The sequence below is a fragment of the Pseudomonas sp. MF09156 genome, from assembly GCF_059862305.1.
In genome coordinates, this window is record NZ_JCBCUR010000008.1 from 206,390 (window position 1) to 222,963 (window position 16,574).

The window sequence follows — 16,574 nt, forward strand, 5'->3', positions numbered from 1 at the left end:
CCTGGGGTTAGACGGCGCTGGCTTCATCGCGGGCGCTGGCATGCTCGGGGTGGTCGGCCACGGCCTGTTCCTGGGCGGCGCGCCAGGCGGCAGCGGGGCTGACATCGTTGAGGTAGAAGTCGCCCAGGGCCCGCTCGCGGTAGATCGCCGGGTTGTGCGAGGCCAGGGTGCGGGCATTGCGCCAATGCCGGTCTAGGCGGCGCACCTGGCTGGTGGCCGAGGCGCCGCCCACTTCGAACAGCAGGCTGGTGGCCTCCAGCACCAGCGGCAGGATCACTTGCTGTGCCTGGTAGGTGCGCACATCCGCATCGACGTATTGCGCCTCGCTGATGGAGCCGTCGAGCACCGCCTCATGGGTGCTTTGCAGGACCTGCGCGGTTGCCTGTACCAGGCTGTCGGCGGCATAGGACAGGCTCGACAGCTTGCCGATCACCCGCTGCACCAGCGGGTCCAGGCGCGGGCTGGATTGCCCGGGGATGCCGAAGGCGCGGGTGCGGCCCTGGACAAAATCGACGGCGTCGCGCAACGCGGCGCGGGCGATCCCGGCCAGGGTCGCGAGGTGGAACAGCTGGTAAAACGCCGAGATATACGACTCGGCACGCAGCTCGCCGGGCTTGAAGCGCCGCAGTACCTGATGCTCGGGCACGGCCACCTGCTCAAAGCGCGTGGTGCCGCTACCGCTCAGGCGCTGGCCAAAACCGTCCCAGTCATCCACGCGGGTCACGCCGGGCGCATCGGTGGGCACCACCACGCTGATAAAGTCGGGCCCGTCGGCGGCGGCCACGGCGATCCAGTCGGCATACAAGGTGCCGGTGCAGTAGTACTTCTGGCCGTCCAGTTGCCAGCCTTCGGCGGTGGGTTTGAGCGTCACCGAGTTGGTGGTGGTGTCACTGCGCTCGGCCATGGCTGCGCCCCACAATTGCCCGGCGACCACCTTGGGGAACCAGTACGCCTGGGACTCGGGGTCCTGGCTCACCAGCCGGCCCTCGACGAAGCCAAAATGCGCGCGCACGATTTGTGGCAGGTTCGAGTCGGCGCTGCCCAACTCGATCAGCAGGGCGAACAGCTCCGGCAGGCTGGCGCCCAGGCCGCCCTGGCTGCGCGGCACGCGCAGGGCACCGAAACCTGCGGTTTTCAGCCAATCGACGGCGTCGAAGGCCAGGGTGCGTTCTTGCTCGCGTTGCACCGCGCCCTGGGCAATACGCTGGAAAACCGGGGCGAAGCGTTCGTGCAGTGGGGTGTCGCTCATGTTCGATTCCTTACTTGAATACAGTATCTGAAGCTGTCGGTGATCCACTGTAGGAGCGGGCTTGTGTAGGAGCGGGCTTGCCCGCGATGACGGTGTATCAGTCAACTATTTATCAACTGACCCTCCGCTATCGCGGGCAAGCCCGCTCCCACACAAGCCCGCTCCCACATAAAGCAGCCTGTGTGAATCAGCCGTCATCGCGGTTTAACCCGTGGATCAATCAACCCGTTGAGTACATCCACCAACAGGTTCACCACCACATAAACCAGTGCCGCCAACAAGGTGATCCCCAGCACCACCGGCGCATCCTTGGCCACGGCTGCATCAAGCATCATTCGCCCGATACCCTGGCGGGCGAACAGCATTTCCGTGACCACCGCACCCCCCAGCAGGCTGGCGAAGATGAACCCGGACAAGGTCACCAGCGGCACCAGCGCATGGCGCAATGCGTGGCGCAGGCGCACGGCGGTCTGCGACAGGCCGCGGGCACGGGCCATGGCGATAAAGGGTTGTTCGAGGATGTCTTCCAGTTCCTGGCGCAGCACCTGGCTAAGCATCCCGGCAATCGGCAGGGCCAGGGCCAGGGTCGGCAGGATCAGGGTTTGCCAGCCGTTGGAGCCGGCTGGCGGCAACACCGGCCACTGGAACGAAAACACCAGCAACAGCAAAATCCCCAGCACGAATGACGGCGATGACGACAGCACCAGCTCGCTGGCCGAAGCCACGCGACGCACCCAGGGGTTGCGCTTGGCGGTAAGCACGGCGCTGGCCAGCGCCAGGCCGATAGCCAGCAGGGCGGCACTCAGGGCCAGTTGCAGCGTCGCGCCAATCTGCTTGCCGATGGCCTCGGTGACGGGAATGCGCAAGCGGTACGACTCGCCGAAATCACCGTGGGCGATCCGCCCCATATAGCGCCCGTATTGCACCCACAACGGTTGGTCAAAGCCGTATTCCTCACGGACCTGGGCCAGTTGCTGCGGGGTGGGGATGGCGTCCGGTCCGCCGAGAATCGCCAGCACCGGGTCGCCGGCACTGAAATGGATGGCAACGAAGGTCAGGGTGGCCGCGCCCCACAGCACGCCCACACCGGCCAGTAGTCGAGCGGCAAGCCGTTTCATGGTGCCTCCTGGTCCAGCCAGACGCTGGTAAAAAATGGGGTGTTGTGCACGGTGTCGAAAATCAAGCCCTTGACCGCCGTGCGATAGGCAATCAGCACCTGGCTCTCGAAGTCCGGCACCGCCGGCACCACTTCGGTCAGGCGTTGTTGCGCGGCGCTGTACAGGGCTTGCAGTTGCACCGGGTCATGGGAGCGGCGGGCGTCGCTGAGCAACTGGTCCAGGCGCGGGTCGCTGAGGTTGCTGAGGTTGTTGCCGCTTTTGCTTGGCGAGGCGCGCGAGTCGCTGTGGTACAGGATGTACAGGCCGTCGGGGGTGTTGGTGTGCCAATAGCCGCCGCCGATGGCGTCGTAGTTGCCCGCCGTGCGGCGGTCGGTGAGCTGGGCCAGGGGCATCATTTCGATGATGAACTGCATGCCGACTTTCTTGGCATCCGCCTGCACCGCCACCGCGACGCTGCTGGGGAACGGCGGGCTTTCAAAACCCAGCAAGTGCGCCGACAGGCGCCGGCCGTCCTTGACCCGATAGCCCTCGGCATCGCGTTGGGTCCAGCCGGCGTCGTCCAGTTGGCGGTTGGCGGCGTCGACGTCGTATTTCAATACGTCGCGGTAGGCCGGGTCGTAGAACGGCGTGTTCACCGCCAGGTAATCGCTCTTGGGCAAGAACTCACCGAACCCGGCAATCCAGGCCAGGCCGTCACGGTCGATGGCCTGGGCGATGGCCTTGCGCACCCGTACATCGTCGAATGGAAAGCGCAGGGTATTGAACGTGAGGCTGCGGTAAGGGCTGGCCATGCGGATCCGGTTGCGCACCACCAGGTTCTGCGAAGCACGCATCGCCGCGGTATTTTGCGCCGGTGCATCCAGGGTGAAGTCCGAGCGTTTGGATTGCAGGGTGCTGTAGCGGGTCATGGCCTCGGGGACGATGCTCAGCTCGATACGGTCCAGGTAGGCCGGGCCGATGTGCCGGGTCACCGGCGGTGCCCAGTGGTAATCGGCGCGCTTGATAAAGGTCGCGCCTTGTTCGCGGGTATAGCTTTGCAGCACGAACGGCCCGGATCCGATGGGGTGCTCGGCGATGCTCTTGGGCGCTTCGCGGATCTGTTTGGGCGAGACCATGCTCAGCCACGACTGCGCCAGCACATACAAAAACGGCGAGTAAGGCTCGCGCAGGTGCGCCTCAAAGGTGTAGTCGTCGATGATCCGGCCATCGACGTAGGGCGCGATGTACGCCGCCGCCAGCGGTGATTTGGTGGCCGGGTCGCGCATATGCTCCAGGTTGACCCGCAGCGCCTGGGCGTTGAATTTTTCGCCGTCGCTGAAGGTCACGTCGTCGCGCAAATGGAAGGTGTAGGTCTTGCCATCCTCTGAGACGTCCCAGGACTTGGCCAGCCAGGGCGAGAGCTTGCCGTTTTCGTCCTGGTACAGCAGGCAGTCGTAGACGATGCGCGCCAGCCATTGCACGTTGCCGTGGTAGCTGGAATGCACATCGAAGGTGCCGGTATCCAGCGCGGCCGACACGCGCAGGGTGCCGCCCGGCGTGCCCTGGCGGGTTTCGTGGTAGTCGCTGGGGTCGTAGCTGAGCAGGCCCTGGGCGTCCAGGTGGCCGTCCACCCGCTGCACCGAGCTGGGCGGTGGGGCGTCCGGCGAGCAGGCGCCCACCAGCAGCAACCCCAGGAGCAGGGCGTACCTGCTCCAGTGATTGATCGGCATCGTCAAGGCTCCCACCTTAGAAGTTGAACGCCACGCCGGTGAATGCGCCAAAGCCGTCCCCCGGATACAGCGCGGCAACGTCCTTGCCCTGGGCGTCATAGATCGGCTGGATGGCGGTGACGTAGTTCTGGTCGGTGAGGTTTTTCACGTCCAGGTACACCTGCCATTTCTTGCTCGGGGCTTCATACCCCAGCTTGGCGCCGAAAATCGTGTAGGAGGGCGCATACAGGGTGTTGGCGTAGTCCACGGCGGTACTCGATACCGAGCGCACATTGACCCCGGCGTAGAACCCGTCCGGATGGCGGTATTGCAGCTCGGCCTGGTACACGTGCTTGGGCAGCCCCGGCAGCTCGTTGGAGCCAAAGCGCGCGTCGTTGCGGTAGTAGAAGTCGTTGAGGGTGTAGGCCTGGCGCAGGCTGACGGTTTCGCCGCGCGCGCTTTGCCACAGCGCGGTATCCAGGCCGGCTTCGATGCCCTGGTGGATGGTCGGGCTGGCGTTGGACGTGGAGTTGACCGCCGCCGTGGTACGGGTGGCCGGAATCACTTCGACGGTGAGCAGTTCATCCTTGATCCACGAGCGGTACACCGCCAGGCTGCCATCGAAAATCCCGGCTTTGCCGCGCACGCCGAACTCAACGGTATTGGCCTTCTGCTCGGTGAGGGTCTTGGCGTAGTTGCTGGCCACCCCGGAGCCCGACGACGACCAACTGCTGGGCGGGTCGATGGAGCGGCTGACGTTGCCGAACACCTGGAAGTCCGGCGTGATCTCGTAGCGCAGGCCCAGGCGCGGCGCGACGTTCCAGCTGTCGTAGTCGTAGTGGTCCGGGTAGGGCGAGGTATTGGCGCGGTCCGAGTAGCGCACCTCGATATCGCGCTTGATCTGGCTCAACGACAGGCCGGTGGACAGCCATAGGCGGTCGGTCAGTTGCAGGTCATTGCCGGCGGCAAACACGCGGTCGAACGAGCCGGTGTAGCGTGCCTGTTTCTGCAAGGCGCCGTAGGTGCTGGAGGCTGGGTTGCCGTTGTAGGTCTTGACCCCGGCCTGCAGGTGCTGGGTGCTGGTCAGGCTCAGGGAGGTGTTGCTGGTGTGCCCCTGGATCTGGTCGCTGCGGTTATAGGTCAGCGACAGGTTCAGGTCGCGCCAGTCCCAGTAGTTGGGGTTGACCGTGCTCTTGCGGTACAGCACCTGGGGATAGTTGTGATAGACCAGGCCAAAATCCAGGGTGGCGTCATCGTCGAAGGTATAGGTGGTCTTGCTGCCGACCCAGGTCGAGCCACGCTTGGTCGAATCATCGCGGCTGGCCAGGGCCACCGGGTTGGTTTGCGACGAGTCGTGCTTGAGCTGGGCCTTGGTCAGGGTGCCGGAGCTTTCGTGATACTCCTCGCGGTAGCGTACGAACAGGCGGGTCTCCAGCTTGGGGTTGAAGCGGTAGCCGAAGTTGGTGACCACGCCCTTGGCCTTGGTGAAGGTCCAGTCCTGGTAACCGTCGCGTTCGGAGTTGCTCAGGCTGACGTAGTAGTCGCCGTTGTCCACCACGCCCCCGGTGCTCAGTTGTTGCTTGCGCCAGCCAAAACTGCCGGCCTCCAAGCGCACGTGATTGCCCGGCGCAGTCAGGCCGGAGTTGGTCACCATATTGATCGCGCCACCCAACGACAGCGCGCCGTACTGGAAAGCATTGGCCCCGCGCAGCACTTCGGTGTAGTCCAGGCCCTGGGTTTCCAGCAGCTCATAAGGCGTGCCGCCGGAGCCTGTCAGGGCCAGGCCGTCGAACAGGAACTTGGTGCCTTCGCGAAAATACCCCGGCGAGGTATTGGCCCCGGAGCCACGGATGGAAATCTTGATTGCATCGTTGCCACCCGCCGACTGCGCATACACGCCGGGCTGATAGGCGAGGGTGTCTTCCAGCGTTGCCGAGCGGCCGCGTTCGACGTCAGCGGCCTTGACCAGGCTGACGCCGCCGGCCACCTCGTCGAGCTTGAGCTGGGCTTCTTCGCTGGCGGTGACCTTGCTGGCCTGCACCGTTACGGTCTGCAGGCGCGAATCTTCGGCGTGGGCCCATTGGGCGGCGAGGATCAAGGTCAGGGCGCTGACGGTTTTAAACGAACTGGAGGCGAGTGGCGGCAGAGGCCTTGAGATCAACTTCAATTGTGCATTCCCTGTGATTGGCTACGAGTGGAGGCGAGTTTCTATTCGTATAGTCAATCTCTGGCAGGGATAGAGCAGAAAGCATGCCAAGCGCCAAAGCGGGTTTTTGCGGGGTATTTGGTTTTAATCAGCGGGTCTCTTATGCCAAAAAACCACACCTGTGTTGAACTGCTGTTGGATTTTGAACAGTGCCGAGGGGCCCGCGCTAGAGCATTTTTGCCCTGTGTTGCGCTGATTCGGCGAGCAATTCGCCAGCGCGCGCCTGCAAGAAGCGATGCAGGACTTTGACCCGCTCCGACACTTGCAGGCGATGGGGGCACATCAGGTTGAAGGGCGTGGGTTCGCCTTGCCATTCGCCGAACAACGGCACCAGGCGCCCGGCCTTGATGTCGCCGGCCACATCCAGGTTCGCCTTGTAGGCAATACCGTGGCCGGCCAGGGCCCAGCGCCGCACGATTTCCCCGTCATCACTGAGGTAATCGCCGCCCACTTCGACCTCCTCAAGCAGCGTGCCCTGGCGAAAATACCAGGTGCTGTTGGGCCGGCCCTGGCGCATGTAGCGCAGGGTGCTGTGCTGCGCCAGCTCGGCCGGCACCTGGGGTGTGCCGTGGCGCGCCAGGTACGCGGGGCTGGCGCAGGCGATACGGCGGTGATCGGCGACCACCGGCAGCGCCACCAGGCTTGAATCCCTTGGCACGCCAAAGCGCAGGGCGATGTCCACGGTTTCGCGGAACAGGTCGGCGTTGCTGTCGTTAAGCAGCAATTGCAGGCGGATATTCGGGTGCTCGCGCTTGAACTGATCCAGCCAACCGAGCAGTACATTGCGCCCGAAATCCGAGGGCGCGGACAGTTGCAGCAAGCCGCTGAGGCTCTGGCCGTGTTGCTTGATCGCCTGTTCGCCTTCCGCCAGGGCTTCCAGGGCCACCCGCACGCTGTCCAGGTAGCGCCGGCCTTCTTCGGTGAGGCGCATGCTGCGTGTGGAGCGGGCCAGCAGGCGCATGCCCAGGCGGGTTTCCAGGCGTTTGAGGGCAATACTGGCGGCGGCCGGGGTCAGGCTAAGGCTGCGGGCGGCCGCCGAGAGGCTGCCACTGTCGGCGGTGCGTACAAACACTTCCAGGTCGAGGATTGAGCTCATTTGTAAAAATCCCTTAAAGATCCTGTCGTTTTACCGGGATTTTTCCGCGATTGCCAAGCTGGGAAGATGAACGCTCATTTTTTCCGCACGAGGCAGTTCCCATGACATCTCCCCTCAAGGGCAAAACCGTGGTGGTGATTGGCGGTAGCAGCGGCATTGGTGCCGAAGTCGCCCAACAGGCGGCATCCCGTGGCGCGCAGGTGGTACTGGCTGGGCGACGCCTGGCGTCGACGGTCGACAACGGCATGCGCAGCGAGCCGGTGGACGTCACCGACAGCGCCTCCCTGCAACGTCTGTTCGAAGCGGTGGGGCGTTTTGACCACCTGGTGTTCACCTCAGGCCCTGCGGTCCAGGCCAAACACCTGCAGGACACCGACCTGCCACTTGCCCAGGACAACTTCAATGTGAAGCTCTGGGGCGCCTTGCGCGCAATCCAACAGGCGCTGCCTTTTCTCGACGAGCGCGGCAGCATCGTCCTTACCTCGGGGCAGTTGGGGCGCAAGCTGGTGCCGGGGCAATTTATCAAGGTCGGCATCAATGCCGCGACCGAAGCGTTGGGCAAGCAGTTGGCCAAGGAACTGGCGCCACGGCGGGTCAACGTGGTCAGCCCTGGGGTGATCGACACGCCGGCATACGCGGGGATGCCTGAGGAACAGCGTCAGGGCATGTTCGCCAAGGTGGGCGGGGCGTTGCCGGTAGGGCGGGTGGGGCTGGCGGAGGAAGTGGCGGCGGGTTATTTGATGGCCATGGAGAATGGCTTTATCACTGGCAGCGTGATCGATATCGACGGCGGTGGGTTGCTGTGACTTGATCCTTGCGCCGGGAGGTGGGACGTCCGTGGGGCGGCTCACCTGAGGCCGGGGGTTAGTACTTGACGCAGCACGCTGCGTCAACAATGCGTCAGGCCTACAGCGACGTGTGTAACGCAGTATGCTGTGCGCCAAGTTTTAATCTCACGTTAAGTTATCAAATGTTTAATGTATAGCAACGGCTTCCCTCCGAGTCGATCGTGGAAAAGTAAGTTACTTTGTCTCCTGGTTTATATGATCCATTAAGGTTGCTTCCTTGTATTCTTATGTCCGAGCCTCCGCTGTCTGGAGTTACGATGGCCGCATATTCGGAACCTCTAGAACGAACTTGAACAGTGAAGCTTTTAATTGTACCTGTCAGCGTCTCCATTTTTAATATCCTTTTTAATTTTGTTGGAATTTAGTGTCGTGCCGGGTATTTTATTTGTCCTGGTCAGTGGTTTGTTTGGCTAGGACTGTTATTGATTTTGGAGGGTTTTGGTGGTTTTGCACCTGTAAGAACTGACAGTTTTTAAGATTGATTTGTTATGTTATAGATAGTGCAAAGTAATTATATGGATTGTCTTGCTCTGAATTTGTATGGGTTTTTAGCGGCGGTTGTTTTAAGGCTCGGGCCCTGCGGTCCAGGCCAAGCACCTGCAGGACACCGACCTGCCACTGGCCCAGGACAACTTCAATGTGAAGCTCTGGGGCGCCTTACGCGCAATCCAGCAGGCGCTGCCTTTTCTCGACGAGCGCGGCAGCATCGTCCTTACCTCGGGGCAGTTGGGGCGCAAGCTGGTGCCGGGGCAATTTATCAAGGTCGGCATCAATGCCGCGACCGAAGCGTTGGGCAAGCAGTTGGCCAAGGAACTGGCGCCACGGCGGGTCAACGTGGTCAGCCCTGGGGTGATTGACACGCCGGCATACGCGGGGATGCCTGAGGAACAGCGTCAGGGCATGTTCGCCAAGGTGGGTGGGGCGTTGCCGGTAGGGCTGCTCACCTGAGGCTGGGGGTTAGTACTTGCCGCCGCACGCTGCGTCAACAACGCGTCAGGCCTACAGTGACGTATGTAACGCCGTATGCTGTGCGCCAGTACGAATCTCACGTTAAGTTATTAACTGTTTAATGTATAGTAACGGTTTCCCTTCGAATCGGTCGTGGTGAGGTAAGTTACTTTTTCTCCAGGCTTAAGTGATGGATTAAGGTTGCTTCCTCGTATTGTTATGTCCGAGCCTCCGTTGTCTGGAGTTACGACGGCCTCATAGTCGGAACCTCTAAAGCTAGTTTTAACAGTGAAGCTTTTAATTGTACCTGTCAGCTTCTCCATTTTTAATATCCTTTTTGATTTTGTTGGGGTTTAGTATCGTGCCGGGTATCTGATTTGTCCTGGTCAATGGCTTGTTTGGCTAGGGCTGTTAGTGATTTTGGAGGGTTTTGGTGGTTTTGCAGCTGTAAGAAATGACAGTTTTTAATATTGATTTGTTATGTTGTAGATAGCGCAAAGTAATTATATGGATTGTCTTGCTCTGAATTTATATGGGTTTTTAGCGGCGATTGTTTTAAGGCTCGGGCCCTGCGGTCCAGGCCAAACACCTGCAGGACACCGACCTGCCACTTGCCCAGGACAACTTCAATGTGAAGCTCTGGGGCGCCTTGCGCGCAATCCAGCAGGCGCTGCCTTTTCTCGACGAGCGCGGCAGCATCGTCCTGACCTCGGGGCAGTTGGGGCGCAAGCTGGTGCCGGGGCAATTTATCAAGGTTGGCATCAATGCCGCGACCGAAGCGTTGGGCAAGCAGTTGGCCAAGGAACTGGCGCCACGGCGGGTCAACGTGGTCAGCCCTGGGGTGATCGACACGCCGGCATACGCGGGGATGCCTGAGGAACAGCGTCAGGGCATGTTCGCCAAGGTGGGCGGGGCGTTGCCGGTAGGGCGGGTGGGGCAGGCGGAGGAAGTGGCGGCGGGTTATTTGATGGCCATGGAGAATGGCTTTATCACTGGCAGCGTGATCGATATCGACGGCGGTGGGTTGCTGTAAACACTGAACCCAATGTGGGAGCGGGCTTGCCCGCGATGGCGGCGTGTCAGTCAATACATAGGCTGACTGATCCACCGCTATCGCGGGCAAGCCCGCTCCCACATTTTTTGTGTCGTGTCAGGCCTTCAGGGTACGGGTCATGCGCAGCGCCAGCACACTACCCGCGACGATCACCGCCGCCAGCAGGTACAGCGCCAGGTCGGTGGAGCCGGTCGCATCCTTCACAAACCCCACCACATACGGGCTTAAAAAGCCCGCCATCTGGCCCATGGAGTTGATCAATGCCAGGCCGCCCGCGGCCGCGCCGGCGCTGAGCATGGCGGTAGGCACCGGCCAGAACATCGGCAGGCCGGTGAGGGCGCCCATGGTGGCGATGGTCAGGCCAAGGATGGCAATGGCCGGGGTGGTGGCGAAGTTCACCGCGATGATCAGGCCGACAGCGCCCATCAGCATCGGTACCACCAGGTGCCAGCGGCGCTCTTTGCGCAGGTCGGCAGAGCGGCCCACCAGCAGCATGAATACCGCCGCCAGCAAATAGGGGATCGCACTGAGCCAGCCGATCACCAGGTTATCGCTAAAGCCCATATTCTTGATGATCGACGGCAGCCAGAAGTTGATGGCGTACACGCCGCTCTGGATGCAGAAGTAGATCAGGCCGAACGCCCAGATCGCCGGGTTCTTGAATACTTCCAGCAGCGAATCAGTGGTGGTCTTGGGCTTGTTGGCCAGGTCGGTGGCCTGGTCGGCCTCGAGCACTGCGCGCTCATGGGCGGTCAGCCACTTGGCGTTGGCGAAGCTGTCGCTGAGCAGGAAGTAGGCGAGGGCACCGAGGATCACCGTCGGCACACCTTGCAGCAGGAACATCCACTGCCAGCCCGCGAGACCGCCCTGGCCCGCCGCGAAGTGGTTGAGGATCCAGCCGGAGAACGGGCTGCCGAGCAGGCCCGACACCGGGATCGCGGACATGAACAGCGCCATGATCCGCCCACGGCGGAAGGTCGGGAACCACTGCGAGAGGTACAGCACCACGCCCGGGAAGAAGCCCGCTTCTGCGGCACCGGTAAACAGGCGCAAGGTGTAGAAGTGCGTCGGTGTGGTCACAAACAGCAGGCAGGTAGACAGGGTGCCCCAGGTGATCATCATCAGCGCAATCCAGCGCCTGGGACCGAACTTGGTCAGCGCCAGGTTGCTCGGCACGCCACACAGCACGTAGCCGATAAAGAAAATCCCGGCGCCGAGGCCGTACACGGTCTCGCTGAACTTCAAGGCGTCGAGCATCTGCAGCTTGGCAAAGCCGACGTTGACGCGGTCCAGGTAGTTGAACAGGTAGCAGATGAAAATGAAGGGGATCAGGCGCAGGGTGATGCGCTTGTAGACGGCGTTTTTGTCGTCATCGTTGGCCAGGGTAGCGGCGGCGCTCTGTGACATGGCGTTCTCTCTTTATTATGATTTTTCGCGATGCGAGGGTAACGTTGATCGCCCCAAGAGTCTCGGTCACGGGACGGTGTCGTGTCTTTGTGCCCCCGCACAGCGATCCATCCATTGCGCTGTGCCTTTGAACAATCGCTTAATGCAGCGCTTTCAAGGAATTTAGCCCCATGTTCGAACTCGATCATGACCTGGCGCAGGATATCGTCAATCGCACGATGGCCATTTTGCCCTACAACGTTAACGTCATGGACAGCCAGGGCCTGATCCTCGGCAGCGGCGAGCCGGAGCGCATCAATACCCGTCATGAAGGCGCGCAATTGGTGTTGGCCAACGGTCGCGTGGTGGAAATCGACAGCCAGACCGCCAAGCACCTCAAGGGCGTGGCGCCGGGGATCAACCTGCCGCTGCTGCATGACCAGCGTCTGATCGGGGTGCTGGGCATCAGCGGTGAACCGCAGTTGCTGCGCACTTATGCCGAACTGGTGCGCATGACTGCCGAGATGCTGGTCAGCCAGCGCCATCAGCAGGCGGAGCAGCAGTGGCGGCGCCAACGCTGTGATGATCTGCTGGCGTTGCTGCTGGCCGACAGCGGCGAGTCGCCGCGCCTGGTGGACGAGGCCCAGCAACTGGGGCTCAAGCCGCAGTTGCCGCGAACCCCCTATCTGTTTGAGCTGGGCCCGGGCCAGACCGCCGAAGCCCTGGCCGCCTGGCTGGCTTCGCGTTATCCGGACAGCTGGTGCGTCAGCAGCGCACAGTTTTCGTTGCTGTGGTGTCGCCCGGCAGCGGTGCCGATGGACAACCCGCGCCTGCTGGAAAAACTCGAGGCCTCGGGCTGGAACATCCTGCGGGTGGCCGTCGGTGGCCAGGCCGACGGATTGGCAGGCTTGCGCCGCTGTTATCGGCGGGTGGCGGACTTGCTCGCCTATGGCCGCGATGTGCTGCCGCAGTCGCGCCTGCTGACCCTCAATCGCTACCGGTTGCCGGTGATGCTCTGGCGCCATCGCAATGACGATGCCCTCGACGAACTGCTTAACCCATTGCGCAAGGTCCTGGCCAAGGACGCCAACGGCCAACTGCAGGCGACGCTGCGCAGTTGGTGTGAGCACGACGGGCAAAGCCAGGCCTGTGCCGATGCATTGGGCATTCACCGCAACAGCCTGCGCTACCGCATGGAGCGCATCGCCGAATTGAGCGGTGTCGACCCGTTGACCTTAGATGGCATGCTCGCGCTGTACCTGGGCGTGCAACTGCTGCCCCAAACCCCTTAGGAGGCGCTTTTGTAGAAATGAACAACAAACCCCAGCCGCGCTTGTGCATCGGACAGGCGTCATTGCCGGTGCCAACTGGCAGCATGGGCGTCATAAAAACCGGAGAAAGCCCATGAAAGTCATCATCGCCCCCGACTCGTTCAAGGACAGCCTGAGTGCCGAAGGCGTGGCCCAGGCCATTGCCGAAGGCCTGGCTGAGGTTTGGCCGCAGGCCGAATTGATCCAGTGCCCGATGGCGGACGGCGGTGAAGGCACGGTGGAGTCGGTGCTCGCGGCCTGCCATGGCCAGTTGCGCAGTTGCACCGTGCAAGGCCCGTTGGGCGGCGCCGTTGAGGCGCGCTGGGGCTGGTTGGCCGAAAGTGCCACGGCAATCATCGAAATGGCCGAAGCCAGCGGCCTGCAACTGGTCCCGCGGGAGCAGCGCGATGCCTGTTCCAGCAGCACCTTTGGCACCGGTGAGCTGATCCGCACCGCCCTGGATGCCGGGGCCCGGCGGATCATCCTGGCGATTGGCGGCAGTGCCACCAATGACGGCGGCGCCGGTGCCATGCAGGCCCTTGGCGTGCAACTGCTCGACGCCCAAGGCCACAGCCTGGCGCGTGGCGGCCTGGCCCTGGCGCACCTGGCACGGATCAATCTTGAGCAGCTGGACCCGCGCCTGGCCCAGGTGCGTTTCGATATCGCCGCCGACGTCAACAACCCCCTGTGCGGCCCCCACGGTGCCTCGGCGATTTTCGGCCCGCAAAAAGGCGCCAACCCACACCAGGTCGAGCAGCTGGACCAGGCCCTCGGACACTTCGCCGACCACTGCGCCGAAGTCTTGCCCCGGGACGTGCGCGACGAGCCGGGCAGCGGCGCGGCCGGTGGCCTGGGCTTTGCCGCCAAGGCCTTCCTCGGCGCTAGGTTTCGTGCGGGCGTGGAGGTGGTCGCCGACTTGGTAGGCCTGGAACACGCCATGCGCGGCGCCGACCTGGTGATCACCGGCGAAGGCCGCTTCGACGCCCAGACCCTGCGTGGTAAAACCCCGTTTGGCGTGGCGCGGGTGGCCAAGCAGCACGGTGTTGCGGTGATCGTTATCGCCGGCACGCTGGGCGAGGGCTACGAGCAGATGTATGCCCATGGCGTCGACGCCGCGTTTGCCTTGCCTGGCGGGCCGATGAGCCTGGAGCAGGCCTGCAGCGAAGCGCCGCGGTTGCTGCGTGAGCGGGCGGCGGACATTGCGCGAGTGTGGCGCTTGGGCGCGCAGCGCAGTGGCGGATGACAGCGCTTGGGCGCGCAGCGCAGTGGCGGATGACAGCGCTTGGGCGCGCAGCGCAGTGGCGGATGACAGCGCTTGTTATCGCCGCCTATACTGATCGGCCACTTGTCTTTCAAAGGATGAAACACAATGCCTACACCTGACACCAATATCGTGATCCAGCGCTTTGCCGAAAGCCATCTTCAAGGCATGCATGCGCTCTACAACGATCCGGCCGTGTGCCGTCAGGTGCTGCAGATGCCGTTCCAGTCGCTGGAGGTGTGGCGCAAGCGCCTGGCCGATACCAATGAGCGACTGCTCAGGCTGGTGGCGGTGCAGGCGGGTGAGGTGCTTGGCAGTTGCACCCTGGAGCAGTACGCGCGCAGTCGGCAAAGCCATGTCGGCAGCATCGGCATGGGTGTGGCGGTGGCCTGGCAGGGCAAGGGGGTGGGCACCCAGTTGCTGGGCGCGGCGCTGGAGGTGGCCGACAACTGGATGAACCTGCACCGGGTGGAACTGACGGTGTATGTCGACAACGAGCCGGCCCAGGCGTTGTACCGCAAGTTCGGTTTCGAGACTGAAGGCCGGCTGCGCGATTACGCCGTGCGCGACGGCGTATTTGTCGATGCCCTGAGGATGGCCCGCCTGCGTCAGACCGCCTGATCGCCCAGGGCAAACGCCACCGCAGCCTGCGCATGCAGCAAGGTGGTGTCCAGCAGCGGCAGCTCGCTGTGCTCGGGCTTGATCAGCAGGCCGATCTCGGTACACCCCAGGATAATCGCCTGGGCGCCACGGGCCGCGAGGTTGACGATGGCCTGCTGGTAAACCTGGCGTGAGGCTTCGCTGATCACTCCGACGCACAACTCTTCATAAATGATCCGGTGCACGGCGTGGCGTTCTGCTGCGTCGGGCACCAGCACGTGCAAGCCCTGGGCTGCCAGGCGCGCCTTGAGAAAATCCTGTTCCATGGTAAACGCCGTGCCCAGCAGGCCAACGGTCAGGGTCTGGGCCTTGACCGCCGCCGCGCCCGCCGCATCGGCAATGTGCAGGAACGGCACCGACACGCCAGCTTCGATCTGCGGCGCCACCAGATGCATGGTGTTGGTACACAGCACGATGCAGTCCGCGCCACCGGCTTGCAGGCGGCGTGCGGCGTCTTGCAGGATCAGCGCCGCGTCATCCCAGCGCCCGGCGTGCTGGGCTTGTTCCACCGGGCCGAAGTCGACGCTGTACAGCAGGATTTGTGCCGAGCGCAGCGGCCCCAACCGGTCGCGTACCTGCTGGTTGATGATCCGGTAATACTCGGCGCTGGACTCCCAGCTCATGCCGCCGATAAGGCCGATGGTGCGCATGCAAAGCTCCTCAAGCTGTTGGGCGAAAGCTACACCTTACCCAACACGCGAGCGTTAGTCATACGCGCCGGTGCAGCATCTGCCATGATCGTTGTTTGCAGCCCCCGAGGAACACCGCAATGGACGATGTACAGCAATTGGGCGAGATGCTTCGTCATTACGCCGACAGCGAAGCGCACAAGCGCCAGCAGTTCGAGGTGCAGTCAGCCCGCTGGACCCAGAAAATCACTGAGCTGTACGGCGAGATCGAGCAGTGGTTGGCGCCGGTCAAGAGTGATGGTTTGCTGGAGGTGCAGCGTGAGGCTTATGTGGCGTCTGGCCCAAGCGTGCCGGTGGAGACTTCGACCTTCAAGACCGAGAAACTGACCATTCATATCGCGGGCAAACCGGTGGAGTTTGTGCCGGATGTGATGGGGGCGGGTGGGTTGATTTCGTTGTCGGTCATGGGGCTGACCGCGGCCCGTTACGGCAGCATATCCCTCGTGCTGCTGCCGGGGTCCAATGATTGGTTGTGGAAGAAAACCAATGGCTTGAAAGACCCGGACACCTTTGCCTTCGATGCCAACTTCCTGGCCTTGCAGTTGCAGAGCCTGATTCCGCGCGAACGCGGCTGATCCCCAGGCAAATGTGGGAGCAGGCTTGTGTGGGCTTGTGTGGGAGCGGGCTTGCCCGCGATAGCGGTGTGTCAGGCAAGTATTCCTGACCTGATATACCGCCATCGCGGCATGAGTATTTAGACCACTCTTTTCTGGGTTTGTGTACATATCCGTTGCTGCGGTCACGGCGGCTATGGGTTCCGCCCTTACGGCGGGTCACTTTTGGAAAAGAGCCCGGAGTGCCGGCCCAGCCAAAAGTAACCAAAAGGGCTCCTGCCCCCCAAATCAATATCGGATGACGGGCAGCGTGGTTTAACGGGGCGCCTAAGATCAAAATCACAAGCAAAGCGAGGCGGCCTGACAGCCGACCTGATCGTCAAGGCGTGCGGGTACCCCTGTAGGAGCTGGCTTGCCTGCGATGGTCGTTAACGATGACGAATGAATACCAGATACTCTGATGTGTTCTTTCGGGCGTCATCGCAGGCAAGCCAGCTCCTACAGGGG

12 protein-coding genes and 2 pseudogenes are annotated in these 16,574 nt (G+C 62.4%); 7 read left to right on the forward strand and 7 right to left on the reverse strand.

Annotated elements, in window-relative coordinates; genetic code table 11:
• Positions 1-7: 7 nt before the first annotated feature.
• The 5 genes from AC19YY_RS19530 to AC19YY_RS19550 all read right to left on the reverse strand — a co-directional run bounded on the left by AC19YY_RS19530 (position 8) and on the right by AC19YY_RS19550 (position 7,357).
• Positions 8-1,249, reverse strand: a complete 1,242-nt coding sequence (locus AC19YY_RS19530) for an acyl-CoA dehydrogenase family protein (RefSeq protein ID WP_170058072.1) — start codon at positions 1,247-1,249, stop codon at positions 8-10.
• Positions 1,250-1,443: 194 nt separating this feature from the next.
• Positions 1,444-2,367, reverse strand: coding sequence for an ABC transporter permease (locus AC19YY_RS19535; protein ID WP_169955864.1), 924 nt, complete (start codon positions 2,365-2,367; stop codon positions 1,444-1,446).
• The gene (locus AC19YY_RS19540; RefSeq protein WP_169955866.1) at positions 2,364-4,076 is read right to left on the reverse strand and encodes an ABC transporter substrate-binding protein; all 1,713 of its coding nucleotides are present in this window, start codon (positions 4,074-4,076) and stop codon (positions 2,364-2,366) included. Before AC19YY_RS19540 ends, AC19YY_RS19535 begins: the two co-directional genes overlap by 4 nt.
• A 16-nt stretch (positions 4,077-4,092) precedes the next feature.
• Positions 4,093-6,222, reverse strand: coding sequence for a TonB-dependent receptor family protein (locus tag AC19YY_RS19545; protein ID WP_262381006.1), 2,130 nt, complete (start codon positions 6,220-6,222; stop codon positions 4,093-4,095).
• 205 nt (positions 6,223-6,427) lie between these two features.
• Positions 6,428-7,357 (reverse strand): LysR family transcriptional regulator, encoded by a 930-nt coding sequence (locus AC19YY_RS19550; RefSeq protein WP_500604694.1) that lies wholly within the window; start codon positions 7,355-7,357, stop codon positions 6,428-6,430.
• Positions 7,358-7,458: 101 nt separating this feature from the next.
• Between AC19YY_RS19550 and AC19YY_RS19555 the strand changes: the two genes are divergently transcribed.
• The 3 genes and pseudogenes from AC19YY_RS19555 to AC19YY_RS19565 form a co-directional block, all read left to right on the forward strand.
• Positions 7,459-8,163, forward strand: a complete 705-nt coding sequence (locus tag AC19YY_RS19555; RefSeq protein WP_500604695.1) for an SDR family oxidoreductase — start codon at positions 7,459-7,461, stop codon at positions 8,161-8,163.
• 612 nt (positions 8,164-8,775) lie between these two features.
• Positions 8,776-9,141, forward strand: a pseudogene (locus AC19YY_RS19560) (SDR family oxidoreductase); the annotation flags it as partial.
• A 574-nt stretch (positions 9,142-9,715) separates the two neighbouring features.
• Positions 9,716-10,186, forward strand: a pseudogene (locus AC19YY_RS19565) (SDR family oxidoreductase); the annotation flags it as partial.
• Positions 10,187-10,303: 117 nt separating this feature from the next.
• Here the strand turns inward: AC19YY_RS19565 and AC19YY_RS19570 are convergent.
• Positions 10,304-11,614 (reverse strand): MFS transporter, encoded by a 1,311-nt coding sequence (locus AC19YY_RS19570; protein ID WP_032860575.1) that lies wholly within the window; start codon positions 11,612-11,614, stop codon positions 10,304-10,306.
• A gap of 170 nt (positions 11,615-11,784) precedes the next feature.
• Here AC19YY_RS19570 and AC19YY_RS19575 point away from each other — a divergent pair, with 170 nt between their 5' ends.
• The 3 genes from AC19YY_RS19575 to AC19YY_RS19585 all read left to right on the forward strand — a co-directional run bounded on the left by AC19YY_RS19575 (position 11,785) and on the right by AC19YY_RS19585 (position 14,785).
• Complete coding sequence (locus AC19YY_RS19575; protein WP_169955874.1) at positions 11,785-12,885, forward strand: sugar diacid recognition domain-containing protein; 1,101 nt, start codon at positions 11,785-11,787, stop codon at positions 12,883-12,885.
• A gap of 112 nt (positions 12,886-12,997) precedes the next feature.
• On the forward strand, positions 12,998-14,146 hold the full coding sequence (locus AC19YY_RS19580) for a glycerate kinase (protein ID WP_500604696.1): 1,149 nt from the start codon (positions 12,998-13,000) through the stop codon (positions 14,144-14,146).
• A gap of 126 nt (positions 14,147-14,272) precedes the next feature.
• Entirely contained in the window at positions 14,273-14,785 is a 513-nt protein-coding gene (locus AC19YY_RS19585; RefSeq protein ID WP_500604697.1) for a GNAT family N-acetyltransferase, read from the forward strand.
• Here AC19YY_RS19585 and AC19YY_RS19590 read toward each other — a convergent pair.
• Positions 14,773-15,474 (reverse strand): aspartate/glutamate racemase family protein, encoded by a 702-nt coding sequence (locus tag AC19YY_RS19590; protein ID WP_170058079.1) that lies wholly within the window; start codon positions 15,472-15,474, stop codon positions 14,773-14,775. The genes AC19YY_RS19585 and AC19YY_RS19590 overlap by 13 nt on opposite strands.
• 119 nt (positions 15,475-15,593) lie before the next feature.
• Between AC19YY_RS19590 and AC19YY_RS19595 the strand changes: the two genes are divergently transcribed.
• On the forward strand, positions 15,594-16,088 hold the full coding sequence (locus tag AC19YY_RS19595; protein ID WP_169955882.1) for a hypothetical protein: 495 nt from the start codon (positions 15,594-15,596) through the stop codon (positions 16,086-16,088).
• Positions 16,089-16,574 lie beyond the last annotated feature (486 nt).

What these genes read in the sequence shown, in the direction of transcription:
- AC19YY_RS19575 (WP_169955874.1), top strand. Translation starts at nt 11,785, where the DNA reads ATGTTCGAACTCGATCATGACCTGGCGCAGGATATCGTCAATCGCACG.
- AC19YY_RS19540 (WP_169955866.1), bottom strand. Translation starts at nt 4,076, where the DNA reads ATGCCGATCAATCACTGGAGCAGGTACGCCCTGCTCCTGGGGTTGCTG.
- AC19YY_RS19535 (WP_169955864.1), bottom strand. Translation starts at nt 2,367, where the DNA reads ATGAAACGGCTTGCCGCTCGACTACTGGCCGGTGTGGGCGTGCTGTGG.
- AC19YY_RS19530 (WP_170058072.1), bottom strand. Translation starts at nt 1,249, where the DNA reads ATGAGCGACACCCCACTGCACGAACGCTTCGCCCCGGTTTTCCAGCGT.
- AC19YY_RS19570 (WP_032860575.1), bottom strand. Translation starts at nt 11,614, where the DNA reads ATGTCACAGAGCGCCGCCGCTACCCTGGCCAACGATGACGACAAAAAC.
- AC19YY_RS19590 (WP_170058079.1), bottom strand. Translation starts at nt 15,474, where the DNA reads ATGCGCACCATCGGCCTTATCGGCGGCATGAGCTGGGAGTCCAGCGCC.
- AC19YY_RS19580 (WP_500604696.1), top strand. Translation starts at nt 12,998, where the DNA reads ATGAAAGTCATCATCGCCCCCGACTCGTTCAAGGACAGCCTGAGTGCC.
- AC19YY_RS19550 (WP_500604694.1), bottom strand. Translation starts at nt 7,357, where the DNA reads ATGAGCTCAATCCTCGACCTGGAAGTGTTTGTACGCACCGCCGACAGT.
- AC19YY_RS19585 (WP_500604697.1), top strand. Translation starts at nt 14,273, where the DNA reads ATGCCTACACCTGACACCAATATCGTGATCCAGCGCTTTGCCGAAAGC.
- AC19YY_RS19555 (WP_500604695.1), top strand. Translation starts at nt 7,459, where the DNA reads ATGACATCTCCCCTCAAGGGCAAAACCGTGGTGGTGATTGGCGGTAGC.
- AC19YY_RS19595 (WP_169955882.1), top strand. Translation starts at nt 15,594, where the DNA reads ATGGACGATGTACAGCAATTGGGCGAGATGCTTCGTCATTACGCCGAC.